This is a genomic window from Flavobacterium muglaense (assembly GCF_014305155.1).
In the GTDB taxonomy this organism is placed as follows: Bacteria; Bacteroidota; Bacteroidia; order Flavobacteriales; family Flavobacteriaceae; genus Flavobacterium; species Flavobacterium muglaense.
The window spans coordinates 1-20,638 of the sequence record NZ_JACRUK010000061.1 but is presented as its reverse complement, the minus strand read 5'-3'; the positions used below and the strand labels follow the sequence as shown (position 1 = coordinate 20,638).

Annotated in this window: 21 protein-coding genes, 1 other RNA gene and 1 pseudogene; 14 read left to right on the top strand and 9 right to left on the bottom strand. The window is 34.4% G+C overall.

The window, feature by feature from the left end; genetic code table 11:
* Positions 1-115 precede the first annotated feature (115 nt).
* The 4 genes from fsa to ffs form a co-directional block, all read right to left on the bottom strand.
* A complete protein-coding gene (gene fsa / locus H8R24_RS16175; RefSeq protein ID WP_187021157.1) occupies positions 116-772 on the bottom strand; it encodes a fructose-6-phosphate aldolase in 657 nt (218 codons plus the stop codon).
* A 165-nt stretch (positions 773-937) separates the two neighbouring features.
* Positions 938-1,129, bottom strand: a complete 192-nt coding sequence (locus tag H8R24_RS16170; protein WP_187021155.1) for a hypothetical protein — start codon at positions 1,127-1,129, stop codon at positions 938-940.
* 2 nt (positions 1,130-1,131) lie between these two features.
* Positions 1,132-1,935 carry an SDR family oxidoreductase gene (locus tag H8R24_RS16165; protein ID WP_187021153.1) on the bottom strand — a complete coding sequence of 268 codons (804 nt, stop codon included), beginning with the start codon at positions 1,933-1,935 and terminating at the stop codon, positions 1,132-1,134.
* Positions 1,936-2,074: 139 nt separating this feature from the next.
* Positions 2,075-2,172: signal recognition particle sRNA small type (ffs, locus tag H8R24_RS16160), an RNA gene on the bottom strand.
* Positions 2,173-2,259: 87 nt separating this feature from the next.
* Between ffs and H8R24_RS16155 the strand changes: the two genes are divergently transcribed.
* Together H8R24_RS16155 and hutI are read left to right on the top strand one after the other, a co-directional pair.
* The gene (locus H8R24_RS16155; RefSeq protein ID WP_187021151.1) at positions 2,260-3,309 is read left to right on the top strand and encodes a glutaminyl-peptide cyclotransferase; all 1,050 of its coding nucleotides are present in this window, start codon (positions 2,260-2,262) and stop codon (positions 3,307-3,309) included.
* Positions 3,310-3,315: 6 nt separating this feature from the next.
* On the top strand, positions 3,316-4,554 hold the full coding sequence (hutI, locus tag H8R24_RS16150) for an imidazolonepropionase (RefSeq protein WP_187021148.1): 1,239 nt from the start codon (positions 3,316-3,318) through the stop codon (positions 4,552-4,554).
* A 47-nt stretch (positions 4,555-4,601) separates the two neighbouring features.
* On the opposite strand, the gene H8R24_RS16145 is transcribed toward hutI, so the two are convergent.
* Positions 4,602-5,486, bottom strand: coding sequence for a hypothetical protein (locus tag H8R24_RS16145; RefSeq protein ID WP_187021146.1), 885 nt, complete (start codon positions 5,484-5,486; stop codon positions 4,602-4,604).
* A gap of 94 nt (positions 5,487-5,580) precedes the next feature.
* Between H8R24_RS16145 and H8R24_RS16140 the strand changes: the two genes are divergently transcribed.
* Together H8R24_RS16140 and H8R24_RS16135 are read left to right on the top strand one after the other, a co-directional pair.
* Positions 5,581-6,609 (top strand): formimidoylglutamase, encoded by a 1,029-nt coding sequence (locus H8R24_RS16140; RefSeq protein WP_187021144.1) that lies wholly within the window; start codon positions 5,581-5,583, stop codon positions 6,607-6,609.
* 121 nt (positions 6,610-6,730) lie between these two features.
* A complete protein-coding gene (locus H8R24_RS16135; RefSeq protein ID WP_187021142.1) occupies positions 6,731-7,990 on the top strand; it encodes a DEAD/DEAH box helicase in 1,260 nt (419 codons plus the stop codon).
* 80 nt (positions 7,991-8,070) lie between these two features.
* Here H8R24_RS16135 and H8R24_RS16130 read toward each other — a convergent pair whose 3' ends face one another.
* Both H8R24_RS16130 and aroC read right to left on the bottom strand, forming a co-directional pair.
* Positions 8,071-9,357, bottom strand: a complete 1,287-nt coding sequence (locus H8R24_RS16130; protein WP_187021140.1) for a dicarboxylate/amino acid:cation symporter — start codon at positions 9,355-9,357, stop codon at positions 8,071-8,073.
* A gap of 51 nt (positions 9,358-9,408) precedes the next feature.
* Positions 9,409-10,467, bottom strand: a complete 1,059-nt coding sequence (aroC, locus tag H8R24_RS16125) for a chorismate synthase (protein WP_187021138.1) — start codon at positions 10,465-10,467, stop codon at positions 9,409-9,411.
* Positions 10,468-10,650: 183 nt separating this feature from the next.
* Between aroC and H8R24_RS16120 the strand changes: the two genes are divergently transcribed.
* Together H8R24_RS16120 and H8R24_RS16115 are read left to right on the top strand one after the other, a co-directional pair.
* Positions 10,651-11,475 (top strand): UDP-2,3-diacylglucosamine diphosphatase, encoded by an 825-nt coding sequence (locus H8R24_RS16120; RefSeq protein ID WP_187021137.1) that lies wholly within the window; start codon positions 10,651-10,653, stop codon positions 11,473-11,475.
* 101 nt (positions 11,476-11,576) lie between these two features.
* The gene (locus H8R24_RS16115; protein WP_187021136.1) at positions 11,577-12,080 is read left to right on the top strand and encodes a hypothetical protein; all 504 of its coding nucleotides are present in this window, start codon (positions 11,577-11,579) and stop codon (positions 12,078-12,080) included.
* Positions 12,081-12,152: 72 nt separating this feature from the next.
* Here H8R24_RS16115 and fahA read toward each other — a convergent pair whose 3' ends face one another.
* Positions 12,153-13,436, bottom strand: a complete 1,284-nt coding sequence (gene fahA, locus H8R24_RS16110; RefSeq protein WP_187021135.1) for a fumarylacetoacetase — start codon at positions 13,434-13,436, stop codon at positions 12,153-12,155.
* Between the two features lie 107 nt (positions 13,437-13,543).
* On the opposite strand from fahA, the gene glyA reads away from it, so the two are divergent.
* From glyA to H8R24_RS16075, 7 genes and pseudogenes are all read left to right on the top strand, one after another.
* Complete coding sequence (gene glyA / locus H8R24_RS16105; RefSeq protein ID WP_187021134.1) at positions 13,544-14,818, top strand: serine hydroxymethyltransferase; 1,275 nt, start codon at positions 13,544-13,546, stop codon at positions 14,816-14,818.
* Positions 14,819-14,954: 136 nt separating this feature from the next.
* Positions 14,955-15,548 (top strand): tRNA-(ms[2]io[6]A)-hydroxylase, encoded by a 594-nt coding sequence (miaE, locus tag H8R24_RS16100; protein WP_187021131.1) that lies wholly within the window; start codon positions 14,955-14,957, stop codon positions 15,546-15,548.
* 158 nt (positions 15,549-15,706) lie between these two features.
* Positions 15,707-16,261: a helix-turn-helix domain-containing protein gene (locus tag H8R24_RS16095; protein ID WP_187021128.1), complete on the top strand. Its 555-nt coding sequence runs from the start codon at positions 15,707-15,709 to the stop codon at positions 16,259-16,261.
* A 20-nt stretch (positions 16,262-16,281) separates the two neighbouring features.
* On the top strand, positions 16,282-16,734 hold the full coding sequence (locus tag H8R24_RS16090) for a response regulator (RefSeq protein WP_225876851.1): 453 nt from the start codon (positions 16,282-16,284) through the stop codon (positions 16,732-16,734).
* Between the two features lie 12 nt (positions 16,735-16,746).
* The gene (locus tag H8R24_RS16085; RefSeq protein ID WP_187021126.1) at positions 16,747-18,537 is read left to right on the top strand and encodes an ATP-binding protein; all 1,791 of its coding nucleotides are present in this window, start codon (positions 16,747-16,749) and stop codon (positions 18,535-18,537) included.
* Between the two features lie 14 nt (positions 18,538-18,551).
* Positions 18,552-19,049, top strand: coding sequence for a GNAT family N-acetyltransferase (locus H8R24_RS16080; protein WP_187021123.1), 498 nt, complete (start codon positions 18,552-18,554; stop codon positions 19,047-19,049).
* 18 nt (positions 19,050-19,067) lie between these two features.
* Positions 19,068-19,172, top strand: a pseudogene (locus tag H8R24_RS16075) (cyclic pyranopterin phosphate synthase MoaA); the annotation flags it as partial.
* Between the two features lie 325 nt (positions 19,173-19,497).
* On the opposite strand, the gene H8R24_RS16070 reads toward H8R24_RS16075, so the two are convergent.
* Entirely contained in the window at positions 19,498-20,067 is a 570-nt protein-coding gene (locus tag H8R24_RS16070; RefSeq protein WP_187021120.1) for a pentapeptide repeat-containing protein, read from the bottom strand.
* Between the two features lie 169 nt (positions 20,068-20,236).
* Here H8R24_RS16070 and H8R24_RS16065 point away from each other — a divergent pair, with 169 nt between their 5' ends.
* Positions 20,237-20,497 (top strand): thioredoxin family protein, encoded by a 261-nt coding sequence (locus H8R24_RS16065; RefSeq protein WP_187021117.1) that lies wholly within the window; start codon positions 20,237-20,239, stop codon positions 20,495-20,497.
* Positions 20,498-20,638: the final 141 nt, after the last annotated feature.

Here is a 20,638-nt window from a genome sequence, read left to right as displayed (position 1 = left end):
AATCCTATTATAAGCGCTTTTTTAATCTCTAGAAAACGACGTTAATCAAAATATGCGTAGTTTTTCAGTGCCCTCCTATTTCTAGTGGCATTTTTCATATTTCAAAAGCAATAAATTACTTATTTCCTTTTTCAAAATCAGCAACAAACTGCGCTAATCCGCTGTCTGTTAATGGGTGTTTTAATAATCCGTAGATTGCAGAAAGTGGTCCAGTCATCACATCAGCACCTATTTTTGCACAGTTTACAATATGCATAGTATGGCGCACAGATGCAGCAAGAATTTGAGTTTCATACCCGTAGTTATCATAGATCAATCTAATTTCTTCGATCAAGGCTAAACCATCTGTTGATATATCATCAAGACGACCAATAAATGGAGAAACATAAGTAGCACCAGCTTTAGCCGCTAATAATGCTTGACCAGCCGAGAATACTAAGGTTACATTTGTTTTAATACCTTTTTCCGAAAAGTATTTCGCCGCCATAACACCTTCTTTAGTCATAGGCAGTTTTACCACAATTTGCTCGTGTAAATCAGCTAATTCTTCACCTTCTTTAACCATTCCGTCAAAATCTAGCGCATTTACTTCAGCACTAACATCACCGTCAACAAGATTGCAAATGTCAACATAATGCTTCATAATGTTGTTTTTTCCAGTAATTCCTTCTTTCGCCATCAATGATGGGTTAGTAGTTACTCCGTCCAAAACTCCTAATGCTTGCGCTTCCTTAATTTGAGCTAAATTAGCCGTGTCAATAAAAAACTTCATAATATATATATTAAATTGTGTGTTCCTTTTTTTTGGGCGTGACCACAAGGGTCAGGCTCTACGTTACAATCTCCCTGAAAAACGGGAGGATTTCCACTGCGATCCTTCACGCAATCGTAAAATCAATAAAATCCGATGCAAAATTACAACTTAAATTTACTTAACTTAATTCTTTTTATTTAATTCTTTCAATTCGTCTCTAATTTCTTCAAGAACATTAAGCATGTCTTCTTTGTATAGTTCGTTGTTATTTACCTTGTCACTTACCAACTTTAAGATCTTACGTAGTATAAACCAAAAAACAATGATACATAAAGCAAATAATGCCTGTGGCAAAAATTCTGTTATCTTTTCCATAATTACAACTTATAATGATTCATTAGTATTTTTTCGTATACTTTATCTGGTAAAAGTCGTTTCAATACAATGGAAAATTTTTGCATAAAAGCACCTACCTTATAATGTATTTTTGGATTTTTCGTATTGATAATGGCATATACAGCCTCGGCCATTTCATTAGGATTACTACCGCCATCCACATGTTCATCCATCGTTTTTAAGTTATCACCATAAGAAACCTCATAAGCTGATCCTTTGATTACAGGTGCATGGTAACGCCCCGAAGCAATATTAGTTGCAAAATCGCCCGGAGCTACATTAGTAACATGAATTCCAAAAGATTTTACTTCCATACGTAAGCTTTCAGTAATCAATTCTAGCGCTCCCTTTGAAGCCGAGTACATCGAGCGATACGGCAATCCCATATATCCCGCTATCGAAGTAATATTGATAATTAATCCCGATTTTTGCGCCCTCATTTGCGGTAACGCAGCCTGCATTACAGCTATAGGTCCAAAGAAATTAGTGTCAAAATGATTTTTCATTTCCACAGTTGGAATTTCTTCAAGAGGTCCTGTAATGCCCACCCCTGCATTATTAATAACAATATCTAAACGTCCAGAAGTAGCAATAATTTTGGCTATTGCAGCTTCAATCGATTCGGTATTTCTAACATCTAATGCAACTAGTGGAAAAACCGAATTTAAAACGCGTTCCGGGTTCCTACTCGTTCCGTAAACAACAAATCCTTTTTGATGTAGAAACTCCCCAATAGATTTCCCTATTCCCGAGGAACCACCCGTAATTAAAACCACTTTGCTCATATTGACTTTTGTTTAGCTGCATTTTAGAATAGACCAAAAATAAAAAAATCCTCCATAAGGAAGACTACTATATATTTATATTTTGAAAACATTTCAAAATTGGCACAAAAAAATCTGAAACAAGTTCAGATTATAAAAAAAATGGCAAGCGACCTACATCGCACCGCTCAACCACGTACCCTTGCTATGTTCCCATCCTGGGGGAGTCTGCAGGAGCTGGTCGTGTAGGACTTGCCGGTGCAAATATACAATCTTTTTATATTTGTGCAAGGGCTTTGTGCTCTAAAAATAACATTGTATATTGGTATATCAAAAAAATAAGCCATGAAAAAATATAACTTCCTATCTTTCATTTTATTAGGAATTACTTTTGTTAGTTGTAATGAAACGAAAAAAGCAGAAAATACTGTTTTCACCTTCGATATTTCTAGTTTTAAGGAACAATATCAGCCACAAGAGGCTATTGATTTAGGAATTTCGAACTTAAATTCGAAAGAAGTAGACAGTGTGATCTACTATGTAAATGATTTAAAAGTAGCTTCAAAAAAAGGATTGGAGCATTTTAAATTAGAATTAAAAGATCAAAAACTAGGGTATCAAAACCTGAAAGCATTAGTTTACTATGAAGGCGATACTGCCGAAGCAACCTCAAGAGTTGAGCTCGTTTCTAATGTGACACCAAAACTTTTGAAATATAAAATCATCAATAAATATCCACATGACACGCTGGCATTTACGGAAGGTTTAGAGTTTTATAAGGACACTTTGTATGAAAGTACAGGTCAAAAAGGGGCTTCTTATTTTAGAAAATTGGATTATAAAACGGGTAAAGTATTCATGCAACACGATTTAGACGAACAGTATTTTGGAGAAGGTATCACTTTTATAAATGGAAAATTATACCAATTAACATGGCAAGAAAAAACGGGGTTTATCTATGATGCAAAAACATTAAAACTGGAAAAAACCTTTACTTATGAAAAAGATATTGAAGGTTGGGGAATGACAAATGACGGGAAGTATATTTATCAAACGGATAAAACAGAGAAAATCTGGAAAATGGATCCTGCTACTCAAAAAATGATTGATTATGTCAATGTTTATTCAGGTAGTGCTAAAATCAAGGCTATCAATGAACTCGAATGGATCAACGGGAAGATCTATACTAATGTATGGCAAAAAGACGCCATTGCAGTTGTAAATCCGGTAACTGGAGCTGTTGAAGGTATTTTGGATATGTCAGGATTAAAGAAATTAGTTAAAAATGCAAATGCTGATGTTTTAAATGGAATCGCATACAACCCAAAAAACAAAACCATTTTTGTAACTGGAAAAAACTGGGATACACTATTTGAAATAACGGTTTCTGAATAAATTTAAATGACACTATTAATTATCAATATTAAGGAATTACTTCAAGTGCGAGAAACTACGATCGATAAAGTTTCTGGTGCCGAGATGGCAGTTCTTCCAACGATTAAAAATGCTTATTTAGTGATCAAAGACAATTTGATTTCAGATTATGGTATTATGGAAAATCTACCGGCAATAACGGCCGATGAAACCATTGACGCAACCGGAAAAATGGTTTTACCTACTTGGTGTGATAGCCATACACATATTGTATATGCAGGCAATCGAGAGCAAGAATTTGTGGATCGCATCAACGGACTATCCTATGAAGAAATTGCTAATCGTGGTGGCGGAATATTAAATTCGGCCAATAAATTGAATGATTCTAACGAAGAGGAAATCTACAACCAATCCAAAGAACGTCTTGAAGAAGTCATGCGTCTGGGAACAGGAGCTGTTGAAATCAAGTCGGGTTATGGATTAACAAAAGCAGGAGAGTTAAAAATGTTGCGAGTAATCAAGCGTTTGTCTCAAAACTATCCGGTTACTATCAAAGCAACTTTTCTAGGCGCCCATGCTTTTCCCTTAGAATACAAAGAAAATCATCAAGGCTATATTGATTTATTAATTAACGATATACTTCCTGAAATTGCCAAAGATGATTTGGCACAATATATCGATGCTTTTTGTGAAACAGGCTATTTTACTGTTAGTGAAACCGAGCAAATCATGGAAGCAGGAATTAAATTTGGCTTAAAGCCAAAAATTCATGTCAATCAATTTAATTCAATCGGAGGAGTTCAAGCAGGTGTAAAATACGAAGCACTATCTGTAGATCATCTAGAAGTTATGAAACCCGAAGATATTATTGCCTTAAAAAACACGACTACTATGCCGGTTGCTTTACCGTCCTGTTCTTATTTTTTAAGTATTCCTTACACCCCAGCTCGTGAAATGATTGCGGCAGGATTGCCTTTGGCATTAGCTACGGATTATAACCCAGGTTCTACACCATCAGGAAATATGAATTTTGTTGTGGCTACAGCTTGTATCAAAATGAAAATGACACCCGAAGAAGCGATTAATGCGGCAACTATTAACGGGGCTTATGCTATGGGGGTTTCAGTAACGCATGGAAGTATTACAATAGGGAAGAGAGCGAGTTTTATAGTTACGAAGCCCATTCCGTCTTATTATCAATTGCCTTACGCTTTTGGTACAAATTTAATAGAAGCGGTTTATATAGAAGGAAAAATTATTATATAAAAAAAGAGGAGCAATGCTCCTCTTTTTTATTATCCTTACTGATCTATTTATTTCAAAGTAAAACTAGTTTTTGAAACCAATTCGCTTTTGTCAAAAACATTAACAAAATAAGTTCCTTTCGCAAAGTCTTTACCTGGTAAATCTTCTGTTACTTGTACTGTTTTGTTTTCATATTTTACATTAGTAACAAAGCTGTATACTAGAGAAGCGTCACCAAAGTTTTCGGTCTTTTTATCACCCAAAACATTGTTTTTAGCATCTATTACTTGTACGTAATAGGTTTTGTCTCCTGATTTAGCAATTTTGTTTTCAGCAATTGTAAAACTAATTTTCAAAACATCAGCTCTACTTGCTTTGTCTGTTTCAATTTGTTTTCCTGAGCTTCTTAGTTTATAAGCAGATGTTTGCATGTTCAAAACACTTAGCTTAGAACCTTTTTCAACAGCTTTGGACAATTCCTCATTTTGTCCTACTAAAACTTCATTGTATTTTTTAGATTCACCTAATACAACAACAGTACTATCACGTTGTGTAGTCAAAGTCGTATTTGCTTTTTTCAAACCTTCATTTTCGGTCATTAAGACTTTCATGTTATTTTGTAAAGCAAGAAATTGAGTTTTGTATTTTGCTAATGAAGCAACATCACCTTTTGATTTATTCAAATTGGCCATTAAAGTTACCACTTTGTCTCTTTCTTGAATTAATTCGTCAGACATTGAAGTGTTTTCTGAAATCGCAGCATCGTAAGTAGCTTTTAGTTCTTGTAGATCTTTCATAACGACTTCTTTCTCAGTCATTGTAGATTCTAGTTTGGTTTCTACTGTTTTAGCTTCAGCTGACACTTTAAAAATGTATACTAAACTACCAACTAGTAAAACTGCTAACACAGCAATAACCGCCTTTAAGCCCGAATTGCTTTTTTGATTTTCCATATTTAAATAATTTTTTCCAAATTTAACAATATATATTTAAGTTATAACGTAAGTTGTTGCAATTATATTATTTTTGAAAAAAAAATATTTTTTTATGGACAAAATTCTACCTTTTTCTTCGCATGATTTAGCTCAGGTTACGAACCATAGAAGTGGTGAAATAAAATTTGGCGAAAAAATGCTAACGGTACCAAAGGGAACTGACCCGCTTTCTTTTTTAAAGGTGTGTGAAGCTAAATTTGTTTTACTAGGTATTCCAGAGGATATAGGTGTGAGAGCTAATTTTGGTAGGCCAGGAGCGGCTTCAGCATGGGATAGTGCCATTCGAAATATAGCTAATATCCAGCACAATCGTTTTTGCAAAGGAAGCCAAATACTAGTTTTAGGTAGCATTCATGTTCAGGATGAAATGAGGGAAGTAGCGCATCTTAATTTTAATGATATCGATGATCGTTCAAAACTAAGTCAGTTAGTAGAGAAGATTGATAAGGATGTTTCTAATATTATTTTTAATATAATAAAAGCAGGAAAAACCCCTATAGTTATTGGGGGTGGGCATAATAATTCATACGGAAATATAAAAGGGGCGGCTTTGGCCAAAGGAAAACCAATCAATGCAATCAACTTTGATGCTCATTCGGATTTTAGAATCCTTGAAGGCCGTCATAGCGGAAACGGTTTTTCGTATGCGTACGAAGAGGGTTTCTTAAAAAAATACTTTGTTTTTGGGTTGCACGAGAATTATACTTCCAAAAGTGTGTTGGATATTATCAAGAAAACAGATGATAGGGTTCGTTTTAACACCTACGATAGCATCAAGATTAGAAAGGAAAAGAGTTTTACGGAAGAAATGAATGTTGCATTAGAATTTATTAAATCAGATGCTTTTGGACTTGAAATAGACTTGGACGCTTTGCCTAATATTGCCAGTAGCGCAATGACTCCAAGTGGGTTTTCGGTCGAAGAGGTAAGGCAATTTGTTTCGTTTTTTGGCCGACATAAAAATGCGACTTATTTGCATATTTGCGAAGGCGCTCCAGATCTTGGAGAAGATAAAAACAATCATTTAATAGGGAAATTAATAGGGTACTTAGTAGCTGATTTTGTAAAATCAAATCAATAATCAGGCGCTATTACTAAAGGTTATGAATGTAAAATACCCAACAAATTAAGCAAATTAATAAATAACACTATCTTTGCACAACTATCTATGTACTTAATACAAGATATTTAATATCAAAAATATGTTATTCGAAGAATTATCACTTTCCAAAAGTATCCAAAAAGCTGTATACGAACAAGGCTATATTAATCCAACACCTATCCAAGAACAGGCAATTCCGCTAGTTTTAGCAGGTAAAGATGTCATTGGTTGTGCGCAAACCGGTACTGGTAAAACGGCTGCATTTGCCATACCTATTATTCATCAGCTACATAGAATTGTAGGTTCTTCTAAAAAAGCAAAGCAAATTCGAGCTTTGGTGGTAACACCTACAAGAGAGTTAGCGGTGCAAATAGGACAGAGTTTTGATACCTATGCAAAGTATACTAATTTGACGCAACTTACTATTTTTGGTGGTGTTTCTCAAAATCCTCAGGTTGATGCCTTAAAGGATGGTGTTGATATTTTGATTGCTACTCCAGGAAGATTACTTGATTTGCACAAACAAGGTTTTATAGATTTAGACCATTTGCATGCATTAGTTCTTGATGAAGCCGATCAAATGCTAGATATGGGATTTGTTAATGATGTAAAGAAAATTGTAAAGCTGACACCGAAGAATCGTCAAACATTATTTTTCTCGGCTACTATGCCAATTGCAATTAGAGAATTGGCAGAGATGTTTTTGACAAATCCAGAAACGGTTACGGTATCTCCAGTTTCGTCAACAGCCGAAAATGTAGAGCAAAGAGTTTATTTTGTTGAAAAAGGAGAAAAACGCAATTTGTTGTACAATTTAATTAAAAATGAAAACTTAACAGATGTATTGGTTTTTTCAAGAACCAAACACGGAGCTGATAATGTTGTGAAAGCTTTACGCAAAAATAATATTGCTGCCGAAGCCATTCATGGTGATAAATCTCAAAATGCGAGACAACGCGTTTTAGAAGCTTTCAAAAACAAAGAAGTTGGCGTACTTGTAGCAACTGATATCGCTGCTCGTGGAATTGATATTGATCAGTTGCCATTTGTAATTAACTTTGATTTGCCTAATATCCCAGAAACTTACGTGCACCGTATTGGTAGAACGGGTCGTGCTGGAAATGGGGGAGTAGCTATCTCGTTTTGTAGTAAAGACGAACACGGTTACTGGAAAGACATTCAAAAATTAATAAAAGTAGATGTAAAAATAGTGAGTGATCATCCTTATCCTTGGCATTCTGGAAATCCTGAAACTGCTCCAGGAGGTTCTACTAAGCCCAATAATTCAAATAGAAGTGGTGGTGCTCATAAATCAAGAAAATCAAGCGCTTCAAAGCAGAATAAAAAACGTTGGTACTAAGATTACCAAAATGGTTTATACTAATAAAAAAGCCTTTTACAGCAATGTAAAAGGCTTTTTTATTAAGTACATAAAACTGATTATTGTGCTTCAACAGCAGTAATATCATGTTCATCATCTTTTTCCCAGCTTCCTACTACTGATGTTGCTAATGCATTACCTAATACGTTTGTAGCACTTCTAAACATATCACAAAAGTGATCAATAGGTAATATTAATGCAATACCTTCAATTGGAATGTCAAACATACCACAGGTAGCTGCAACAACCACTAAACTCGCTCTAGGTACACCAGCGATTCCTTTACTAGTAAGCATTAAAACCAATAGCATGGTCATTTGTGTTCCAATGTCTAGGTGTACTCCATAAGCTTGTGCGATGAATATGCTAGCAAATGTCATGTACATCATACTACCGTCAAGATTAAATGAATACCCCAGTGGCAACATGAATGAAACTATTTTGTCTTTTACACCAAAACGCTCTAACTCTTCGGTTAATTTTGGGAATACAGCCTCACTACTTGTCGTTCCAAAAGCGATAATCAATGGGCTAACAATTCTTTTTAATAAAACGGTCATTCGGCTTTTTAGGAATAAATATCCAACAGCAATTAAAACTACCCAAAGAGAAGTGATTCCGACTAAAAATGAACCGAAAAATTTAAAATAGGTAATTGCTAATTCTTGAAAATCTCTAACGGCAAATACCCCTGCGATGGCTCCAAATACTCCAATAGGAGCAAAGTTCATCACATAATTTACCATTTTTAAAATGATATGAGACATTTTATCCAATCCGTTAACTACGGGTTTTACGTAGTCTCCAATAGCAGCAGCTGCTAATCCGAAGAAAATAGAGAAAACTACGATTTGTAGAATTTCATTGGTAGCCATTGCTTCAAAGATACTTTTGGGAACAATATGTGCGATAAAGTTATCAAAAGAGATGCTTTTAGAATTGGCAGCAACTTCTGATGCTGATCCTAAATCAATATTTGATAAATTAAGTCCAACTCCTGGCTCAAGTGTATTTACGAAAAACATTCCAAGTAATAATGAAATGAAAGATGCAGTAAAAAACCAAGCTAATGCTTTTCCACCAATTCTACCTACAGCGCTTACGTTTCCTAGTTTTGCAATACCCACAACTAATGTGGTAAATACTAAAGGAGAGATAATCATTTGCACCAAACGGATGAATACGGTAGCAAGAATTTTTATTTTGTCACTAAATAGTAAAGCGCCTTCTTCTGAAATGTTGTTGTGTATTATAATACCCAGAGCGATTCCTAGAATCATTGCTATAAGTATTTGTGTAGTCAAATTGGATAAGATTGACGGCTTTTTTGTTTCAGTAGAATTCATCTAATTTATTATTAGTTAATGGTTAGTGTGGGGTTTGCCCCAAATCTTTGATTAATAGGTTTTATTAATCAAATAAAAATCGGCCAAAACGATAGCAGCCATTGCTTCAACAATAGGCACTGCACGCGGCACTACGCAAGGATCATGACGTCCTTTTCCAGTCATCTCTGTAATGTTTCCTTTATTGTCAAGAGACTCTTGTTTTTGCATGATAGTAGCAACGGGTTTAAAAGCAACATTAAAATAAATGTCCATTCCGTTACTTATTCCGCCTTGAATTCCACCTGAAAGGTTTGTTTTTGTCGTTCCGTCTGGATTGTACAAGTCATTGTGTTCGCTACCTTTCATTTTTGCTCCAGCAAATCCGCTTCCGTATTCAAAACCTTTTACAGCATTGATCGAAAGCATTGCTTTACCAAGTTCAGCATGTAGTTTGTCAAATACGGGTTCGCCTAAACCTACAGGAACGTTTTGAATAACACAGGTTACAGTTCCTCCTACAGTATTTCCTTCTTTGCGAATTTCGCGAATGTACTCTTCCATTTCGGCAGCCATTTTTTCATCTGGGCAACGTACGGGATTACTTTCTATTTTGGTAAAATCTAATTCTTGGTACGCTTTGTCTAAAACTAAAGGTCCTACAGATGATACATAGGCATTTATTTTTATTTCAGGTAGCATTTGTTTAGCAATTGCTCCTGCAACAACACGACTAGCGGTTTCACGAGCCGAACTGCGTCCGCCACCTCTGTAGTCTCTAAAACCATATTTTTGATCATACACATAGTCCGCATGACTAGGTCTATAGTTGTCTTTTATATGGGAGTAATCATCTGATTTTTGATTGGTGTTTGGAATGATAAAACCAATAGGTGTTCCCGTTGTTTTACCTTCAAAAAGTCCCGATAAAAATTGAACGTCATCCGGTTCTTTACGTTGGGTAACAATTGCCGATTGGCCTGGTTTTCTTCTAGACATTTCAAGCTGAATTGCCTCTAAATCTAATTGTATTCCTGATGGGCAACCATCTATAATACCACCTAATGCTTCTCCGTGGGATTCACCAAAAGTGGTTATTCTAAATAGTGTCCCGTAGCTGTTTCCTGCCATTATTATTTGTTTTGAACAAAAGTAGCATTTTAGTTTAAAGTTTAAAAGTATAAAGTTTAAACTTTTAAGAAAGAAATCACATTTATTGACTTTTAATTAATGTGAAAGCCAATTTATTAACCTTTAGTTCAAATAGAATTGTGATTAATTGAATTTATTTGTTAAACTTCAAATTAGATACCATTGAAAAAAAGAAAAGTGGAATTGGTGGTGATCTCAGATCTACACTTAGGAACCTTTGGTAGTCATGCCACTGAACTGTATACCTATTTATCGTCTATTAAGCCTAAGGTCTTAGTCTTGAATGGTGATATTATTGACATCTGGCAGTTTAGAAAATCGTATTTCCCGCAAACGCATTTAAAAGTGATTCAAAAAATAATAAGTTTCGCTTCCAAAGGAACCAAGGTGTATTATATCACTGGCAACCATGACGAAATGCTTCGGAAATTTAGTGACATGAACATGGGGAACCTTGCTTTAGTTGATAAATTAGTTTTAGAATTAGACGGTAAAAAAGCGTGGATTTTTCATGGAGATGTTTTTGACGCTTCGGTCCAACATGCTAAGTGGATTGCAAAACTAGGTGGCTTGGGGTATGATTACCTCATTCTTATTAATAGATTCGTGAATTGGTGCTTGAAGCAGCTAGGCAAAGAACCTTATTCTTTTTCGAAAAAAATAAAAGCAAGTGTAAAAAAAGCAGTGAAGCACATCTCTGATTTTGAAGAAACAGCTACTGACTTAGCCATTGAAAAAGAATACGATTATGTGATATGTGGGCATATTCATGAGCCTAAAATTATGGAAAAAGAAAATAAAAACGGGAAAACCTTGTATTTAAATTCAGGAGATTGGGTCGAAAATTTAACAGCTTTAGAATACAATAAAAAGCGTTGGAAATTGCATTACTACAAACAACATGAGTATCAAGAGGATGAAAATCTATTTGAAATGGAAGATCTTGTAAGTGATCAATTGTTACAGTCTATTTTAATAACGAAATAAGAGTTTTTTTTAAAACATGTGAATTCTATAACAATTCCGAGTTATAGTGTAAAGGAATAGGAGCTCTTGCACTGTAAATTTGTAAAAAACAAAATAGACATATGAAAAAAATTATTTTATCAGCTGTTATGCTACTAGGTTTAGCATTTAGCGCACAGGCACAAGATATATCGAAAAATGCAATAGGACTTCGTTTTGGTAACAGCGGAGGATTTGGTGGAGAAGTATCTTATCAAAGAGCTTTGTCATCTGATAATAGATTAGAATTAGACTTAGGTTGGAGAAACAGAAGTAATTTTAATAATAACGGTTATGATGATAACGCTATAAAATTAACAGGTTTGTACCAATGGGTTTGGAATATTGACGGAGGATTCAACTGGTATGCAGGTGTTGGTGGTGGAGTAGGAAGTTATAGTTATGACAATAACAATAATAAATACAACGATACTTTCGTTTTTGCAGCAGGAGATGTAGGGATAGAATACAACTTTGATATTCCATTGCTAATTTCGTTAGATTTTAGACCAGAATTTGGTGGAAACGGATACTACAAAAACAACTACGGTTCAGATGTAGCTGTAAGTTTAAGATACCAGTTCTAGTTTTTGGCTTAACGCCAAATAAAAAGTCCCGTTTCTATTTGAAACGGGACTTTTTGTATATAAAAGCTATTTTTACTTGCGTACAAATGGCGGTAACAATTTAGTAGATACTTCACCAAAACCAATTCGCACTTTACTGTTTTTACAAAAGCCTTTCATGATTACGGTATCGTTGTCATTGATAAACTTACGTTCCGTACCATCATTCAAAGTGATAGGGTTTTTTCCTCCCCAAGTCAATTCTAGCATTGATCCATAACTGTCTGGTGTAGGTCCAGAAATAGTTCCTGATCCCATCATATCTCCAGAGTTTACACGACATCCATTAGAAGTATGGTGTGTTAATTGCTGATTCATGGTCCAATACATATACTTAAAGTTAGAATTACTCACAACTGTAGGTTGAGCATCTTCGGGCTTGATAGCCACTTCAAGATTAATATCAAACGAGTGTTTTCCTTTTTGCAATAAATAAGGAAGCGGACTTGGATTTTGCTTCGGGCCTGGAACTCTAAAAGGTTCTAGTGCGTCCATGGTAACAATCCAAGGTGAAATGGATGATGCAAAGTTTTTGGCTAAGAATGGTCCTAGCGGTACATATTCCCATTTTTGAATATCGCGAGCACTCCAGTCATTCAATAAAACCATTCCAAAGATGTAATCTTCGGCTTCATTAATAGGGATCATTTCACCCATTACATTTGCATCAGTAGTGATAAATGCAGTTTCAAGCTCAAAATCGATTAAACGAGATGGACCAAAAACAGGAGTTGTTTCACCAGCAGGTAATGTTTGACCGATAGGTCTATGAACTGGAATTCCAGATGGTACAATAGTAGAACTTCTACCGTGGTACCCTACAGGAATATGAAGCCAGTTAGGCAATAATGCATTTTCTGGGTCACGGAACATTTTTCCTACGTTTGTAGCATGTTCTTTACTCGAATAAAAGTCAGTATAGTCACCTATAAGTACAGGCAATTGCATTTCGACATCGGCGATATCAAATATAACGATGTCTTTGTGCTTTGGATTATCGCGAAGTTTTGGATTTGTTTGGTCAAAAATGTCAGCAATGCGATTACGGACTAACCTCCAGGTTTTTTTACCATCCGAGATAAAGTCGTTCAAGGTATCTTGCATGAACATATCATCAGTTAATTCAATACCTTCAAAGTAATTTAATTGTTGCAAGGCGCCTAGGTCAATAGCATGATTACCTATACGGGTTCCTACTGTAACAACGTTTTCTTTGGTTAGGAAAACTCCAAAAGGAATGTTTTGAAGAGGGAAATCACTGTTCTCAGGAACTTCAATCCATGATTTTCTATTAGTATCGTTGGCTGATATTGGCATATTGTGTTAATTATTTTGTTGAAAATTATACTTCAAATATATCATAATCTAACAGTTTGACAAATGTTTTTTTGTATTTTTGCTTCAAATTAACTAAAAACATACAAATGCAACGCGACGAACAAATTTTTGACCTTATTCTAGAAGAACAAGATAGACAAATACACGGATTAGAACTTATTGCTTCAGAGAACTTTGTAAGTGACGAAGTAATGGAAGCAGCTGGATCTGTTTTGACAAATAAATATGCTGAGGGTTATCCTGGTAAAAGATACTATGGTGGTTGTGAAGTAGTAGATGTAATTGAGCAAATCGCTATTGATAGAGCGAAAGAGTTGTTTGGAGCTGTTTATGCAAATGTACAACCACATTCTGGTTCACAAGCGAACACTGCTGTTTATCATGCTTGTTTAAAACCAGGTGATAAAATATTAGGTTTTGACTTATCTCACGGTGGTCACTTAACGCACGGTTCTCCAGTAAACTTCTCAGGACGTTTATACACGCCTGTTTTTTATGGTGTAGATGCTGAAACTGGACGTTTGGATTATGATAAAATTCAAGAAATTGCTACTAAAGAACAACCAAAATTAATTATCGCTGGAGCTTCGGCTTATTCACGTGATATGGATTTTGAGCGTTTTAGAGTAATTGCCGATAGTGTAGGAGCCATTTTATTTGCTGATATCTCTCACCCTGCAGGGCTTATCGCCAAAGGTTTGATGAATGATCCAATTCCGCATTGTCATATTGTATCAACAACAACTCACAAAACATTACGTGGACCTAGAGGTGGATTGATCTTGATGGGGAAAGATTTTGAAAACCCAATGGGATTAACTACACCAAAAGGAGATATTAGAATGATGTCTTCATTATTGGATTTAGCTGTTTTTCCTGGAAATCAAGGTGGACCTTTAATGCATATTATCGCTGCCAAAGCAGTAGCGTTTGGTGAAGCGTTGCAAGATGAGTTTTTTACTTATGCAATGCAATTAAAGAAAAATGCTAATGCAATGGCTGATGCTTTTGTAAAAAGAGGATACAACATCATCTCTGGTGGTACTGACAATCACATGATGTTGATTGACTTGAGAAATAAAGGGATTTCTGGTAAAGATGCCGAAAACGCATTGGTAAAAGCCGAAATTACGGTAAACAAGAATATGGTACCATTTGATGATAAATCACCATTTGTTACTTCAGGTATTCGTGTGGGAACTCCAGCGATCACTACTCGTGGATTAGTAGAGGAAGATATGGAAACAATTGTAGCTTTGATTGATAAAGTAATATCAAACCATACTGACGAAGCTGTTATTGAACAAGTAGCCAATGAAGTTAATGAAATGATGAGCGAAAGAGCAATCTTCGTTTTCTAAAAAAAAGTTTCAAGTTTAAGGTTTCAAGTTTAAAGTTTTGTGATTGTTGAAAAACATAGCAAAACTTTAAACTTTTTTTGGTTATTGACTTAGCTTTAAACTTTAAACATTTTTTTAAACCTTAAACATAAGAAAAATGTCTGTACTTAGATTAAAATTACCAACAGATCCTAGATGGGTTAATATAGTAGAGAAAAATATAGAAGAAATTTTGACAGACCATGCGTGGTGTGAACAAAAAGCAGCTACTAATGCCATTACAATTATTACTAACAACTCAGAACACCAAGATCTTGTTAAGGATTTATTGGCTTTAGCCAAAGAAGAAATTGAACATTTTGAGATGGTGCACAACATCATCATTAAAAGAGGATTGAAGTTAGGCCGAGAGCGCAAAGACGAATATGTAAATGAATTGTATTTGTATATGAAGAAAAATGGAAACGGTGGCAGAGTGTCAAGCTTAGTAGAACGGTTATTGTTCTCGGCTATGATCGAAGCGAGAAGCTGTGAGCGTTTTAAAATCTTGTCCGAAAACATTCAAGATGAGGAACTAGCAGTTTTTTACCGTGATTTAATGGAAAGTGAAGCGGGGCATTATACTACATTTATTACCTATGCACGAAAATATGGTACGGGAATTGATGTAGAGAAGCGCTGGAGAGAATGGATCGAGTTTGAAGCTTCTGTAATTGCTAACTATGGTAAGGCTGAGACCATACATGGGTAAAACCAATTATTATAGTAAGGATAATAAGACAGATGAGGTTGTTTAGAGAAACGGGTTCTCTTTTTTTGTATTATTCGAATGATATTTTTTTATCGATAATTATTTTTTTTAGTATATATTTAGCGCTTTAAGCGATAGTAAAATTAAATAAACGAACAATGAAGCTCTATATAAAATATGACGGAATCGTTGCTTGTAGGGTGATTTTGCAAGAACAGTTGGAACGATTGGATATTGAACACAAACTTTTAGAGCTTGGCGAAATAGAAATAAGTGATAGTGTGACTGAGGAACGTTTTGCCGAGCTGCAAGAATCTTTAAACCGCTATGCGATCTTTATCGTAAGTAATGAAAAAAGTCAGCTTATTCAAAAAATAAAAGACGCTATTGTCGAAATGATTTATGAAAATGATAAATTGCCTTCGATCACAATATCGCAATATTTATCAGATAAATTGAACTTTAGCTATGGTTATTTGACTAATATTTTTTCGGAGCATACGTATTCTTCGATAGAAAATTTTATAATTATTCAGAAAATTGAAAGAGCCAAGAAGTTAATTATCGAAGACCAATTGACATTAACGGAGGTTTCCTATAAATTAAATTACAGCAGTGTTGCCTATTTATCGAGTCAGTTTAAAAAAGTAACGGGATTAACTCCATCTGCTTTTAAACGAATAGTAGATAAACGAAGAAATTTATTAAAATAAAAATAAACCCCAAATAAAATATGATTTCACATAAAGATTCCATGCGTATTTTGATTGCTGATGATGACGAGGATGATCGCACTTTTTTTAGTGATGCTATGACGGAGCTAAAAATGGATAACGAATTGACCCTATTTAATGATGGTATGGCGTTGATGGATTATTTATCAAATCCAGATATTGTATTGCCACATTTACTTTTTTTGGATTTAAATATGCCATTAAAGTCGGGTTTTGAATGTCTAAAAGAAATTAGGGCAAACCAGCGTTTTAAAGAGGTTTCCATTGCTATTTATTCTACTTCTTCCTCTGAGAAAGATATAGAAGAAACCTTTATTGAGGGTGCCAATATTTACATTAAAAAACCCAATGACTTTACAAAACTAAAAAAAGTGATTAAAGAGGTTATGGATATCAATTGGCAATTTCATTCCTCGGGTTTGAATAAAGAGACTTTTTTCTTTAGTATATAATAAAACAGTGATATGAAATTCGTAGGACTCTATAAAAATTCTCAAGTATTTAAAATAGCTTTAGGTATTGCTATTGTATTTGTAGGGTATATAGCGTCAGTGTTTTATACTCAAATGCGCAGCTTAGATTCTTCGGTTAGTTTAATAGCCAATGCTACAGAGACGCAATTAGAGTTAGAAAAAGTCCTATCGATCATTAGTATATACGAGACCAATCTAAGAAGTTTTATTATTACAAAAGACGATTCGTATTTAAAGAACAGGTTTTTACGAAAGGGCGAAATTGAGTCTAACTTAAAGCGTATTGATAAATTAGTGGCTAATAATCCAGCTCGAATTAAAGATGTTAAACGGCTTAAAGAGCTTATTGATTACCGGTTTGAGCTTTTTAGAGAAACCTTGCTGCTTGCCAAGAGTAAAAGTCCCAATAGCTTAATACTAAACGCTAAATTGCAGGAAAGTAATGAGTTTACCGAGGCAATGAAGAACTTTGTTTACAAAACCATTAATGCCGAAGGCGACAAGGTTAAAATTCACAATAGCAACCATCAGTTTGAATTGCAAGATTCTATTATCAGTGCATTTTTATTGGTAATTCTTTCCTTATTGATTTTGTTATTATCATTCAATAAAATGAATGTTGATATTGACGAACTCAAGAAAGCCAATGACGAACTCAAGTTTTTAAACCGTTCGTTTAATGAAGCCGAAAAGATTGCTGGTTTTGGACACTGGAAGGTGAATTTAGTTACGAATACCTATACTTTTTCGGATAATTTTTACCGACTTCTAGAGGTTGAACCACAGTCATTTTCCCCTAGTTTAGAAAGTATATCACAATTTATTCATCCCGATGACAAAGAGTATGTGTCTGATATGCATTTGCAATCGTTAAAAACATATAAACCTACTTCAATAATGTTTAGATTTATATTGCCAAGCGGAGAGATGAAGTATGTCATGTCAGTAGGTAGTTTTGTAGAAAACAGCGATGGCGAAATGGTAAAAACGGGTGTGAACTATGACATGACAGACCAGTTTAAACGTACCTTAGAACTAGAAGAAAACAATAGGGAATTAAAGAGTATTAACGAAGAGTTAGAGTCTTTTAATAATATTGTAAGTCACGACTTGCAGGAACCGCTGCATAAAATACAAATGTTTATTTCGAGAATTGAAGCCAAGGAAAATGATGCTTTATCCGATCAAGGAAAGGTGTATTTTTCTAAAATTAGAACTTCGGCAAATAAAATGCAAACCTTATTGATTGATCTTGTTAATTATTCGAGAACAATAAAAGGAGATAAAGTTTTTGAAGAAACGAATTTAAATGAATTGGTTTTACAAGTGATAGACGATTTATCATCGGATATCGAAGAAAAAAAAGCCAAGATTACAGTGAGTGATTTGCCAACAGTAAAGGTGATTTCGTTTCAAATAGAACAACTGTTTATTAATCTAATTTCCAATTCGTTAAAGTATTGCAAAGAAAATGTTGCGGCTCAAATTTCTATTTTTTCAGAAGAAATTGAGGAGCATGAGATTCGTGATAATGAAAAAGTGTCCAATGATAATTTTTATAAAATAGTAATAAAAGATAACGGTATAGGATTCAAACAAGAGTATGCCGACAAGATTTTTATTCTATTTCAACGTTTAGAAACAGGTGCTCAATACTCGGGTACGGGGCTTGGATTAGCTATTTGTAAGCGAATAGTAGAAAATCATAACGGATTTATTCAAGTCACTTCAGAACCTAATGTAGGGTCGGAGTTTTCGATTTTTATCCCTAAAAAAGCATAAATTTATTGGCAATTATGGTAACAATTACAACAGCAACTCAAGACAATTTTGCAACAATTCAAAATATAGCACATACTACTTGGCCAGATGTTTATGGTTCTATTTTATCAAAAGAGCAGTTAACCTATATGCTAGATGCATTTTATTCAACAGAAACATTGCTGGATAATATGGTGGTTAAAAATCATCATTTTATTTTGGTTCATGATGCTTCTTCTTGCTTAGGATTTGCAGCTTTCGAACATCATTATTTAGGAAAACCACAAACTCGTTTACATAAAATATATTTGCTACCAGCCGCTCAAGGCAAGGGGGCGGGTAAAGCATTACTTGAGGCAGTTGTCGCTTACGCAAAAGAGAACGCATCGACTACTATTTCGCTGAATGTCAATCGCTACAATAATGCTTGTAGTTTTTATGAAAAAATGGGTTTTACTACAGTGAGTCAAGAAGATATTGTAATAGGGCATGGCTATTTGATGGAAGATTTTAAAATGGAGAAAGAAATTTAAAGTGTAGTTTTTTGTAGTAGCTGTAATTGTACACGCCTCACTACCGATGGTAAACTAAAAAAATGTATTTTCTCGAATACTGATACAGCTTTACTACAGGCTTTAAGAGCAGGCGATCAATGAAAGCCTTATTTATCAAAACATAAGGACAAACACGCAATGCGTGGCTGTATGGATGATGATACCAAGTTTAAAAAAAAAACTAAACTATTTTGTCAAAATAGAGAGGTAATATTTTTATCAGGAATTGCTTTCTTATAGTAGTCAAAAACGGCTCTCCTTACTGCTTATAAATAAAAAATAAAACTAAAAAAATAATAATTTAGAAGTTTAAATTATAAATTTCCTCTGCGACCATACGAATCCTTTTGAGTGGTTCCTGATTAAAGAACGAAAATAAGAGCGTTAGTTACTATATTGCTATAAAGCTATTTAATAGTACCCAAATTTAAACCACAATAATATCGTGCTTTGCGAGTAAGCCTTTTACTCCATCTATAGAAAATTGTGCTTTTTTTAGTTTTGTTTTGCTGGGGTCAATGGTGTAATTATAACTCGTTCTAAAATCGGTTTTATTGGCAGTGGCTTTGGCAAATTCGGCACGGTAAAGATCACAGTTGGTAAATTGTACTTCGGTTAGATCGGCGCTCATGAAATCAACGGCAACTAAGCTGCAATTGTTAAAGGAAGTCCCTTTTAGTTTTAAGGTGTACATTTTAGAGAAATCGAGGTTGCAATTTTTAAAATGAATTTCAAAGATGAGTTTGTCACACATGGAAAAGTTAACATCCTTGATTTGGCAATTATTAAAGTAAACCGTTCTAAAAGCCGCATGGTTGATCTTAGCCTCAGTAAAATTGCAATTATTAAAATTACAATCAATAAAGATAACAGCCATAAAGTTGCATTGTGAGAAATCACAATTGGTAAAAGTACAAGCTTCAAACTCCTTAAAGTTAACCTCTTCTACACGGTAAGTGATGTCATGGTATTGCGTGTCAAGGTAGTATTCTGGCATTTTATTAAAGATGTTATTGTAAAAATTGATATTTTATGTGAGGCTAAATTATTGTTTAATTTGATTTGCGGCACTATGTTTTGATTGGAGTTTTTGAAAACTTTGAAACTCATTTTCAAAGAGCATAAATTGATCTAACTTTAGAAGAATTATCTTTATCAAAAAAATCATGACTAAGGCCGAAATAAACAGCTATTCTGCTATTTTAATACTTGTAAGTACCGAACGTTGTTCGGTTTGTGTTGCATTAGACCAGCGTTTAAAACCTTGGATTGCGACTCATTATCCAAATTTATCCTACAGTAAAATAAAACTCGAAAGCCATCCTTTGCTTAGAGGAGAATTGATGGTTTTTTCGGCACCAGTATTGTTACTTTTTCAAAATGGGAAAGAAGTTCTCAGGAAGGCTGGTGTTTTTTCTTTAGAGTAAACTTTTGAGGAGATCAGTCGTTTGATGATCCGCTAAGGATTAATAAAGAACAGCTACTGTTTGTTAATTAGGGCTTGCTGAAAAATTGCAAATCCAATAAAACAGAGGTATTTAGAGCTACTTTTTCTTGTTTAAATGCAA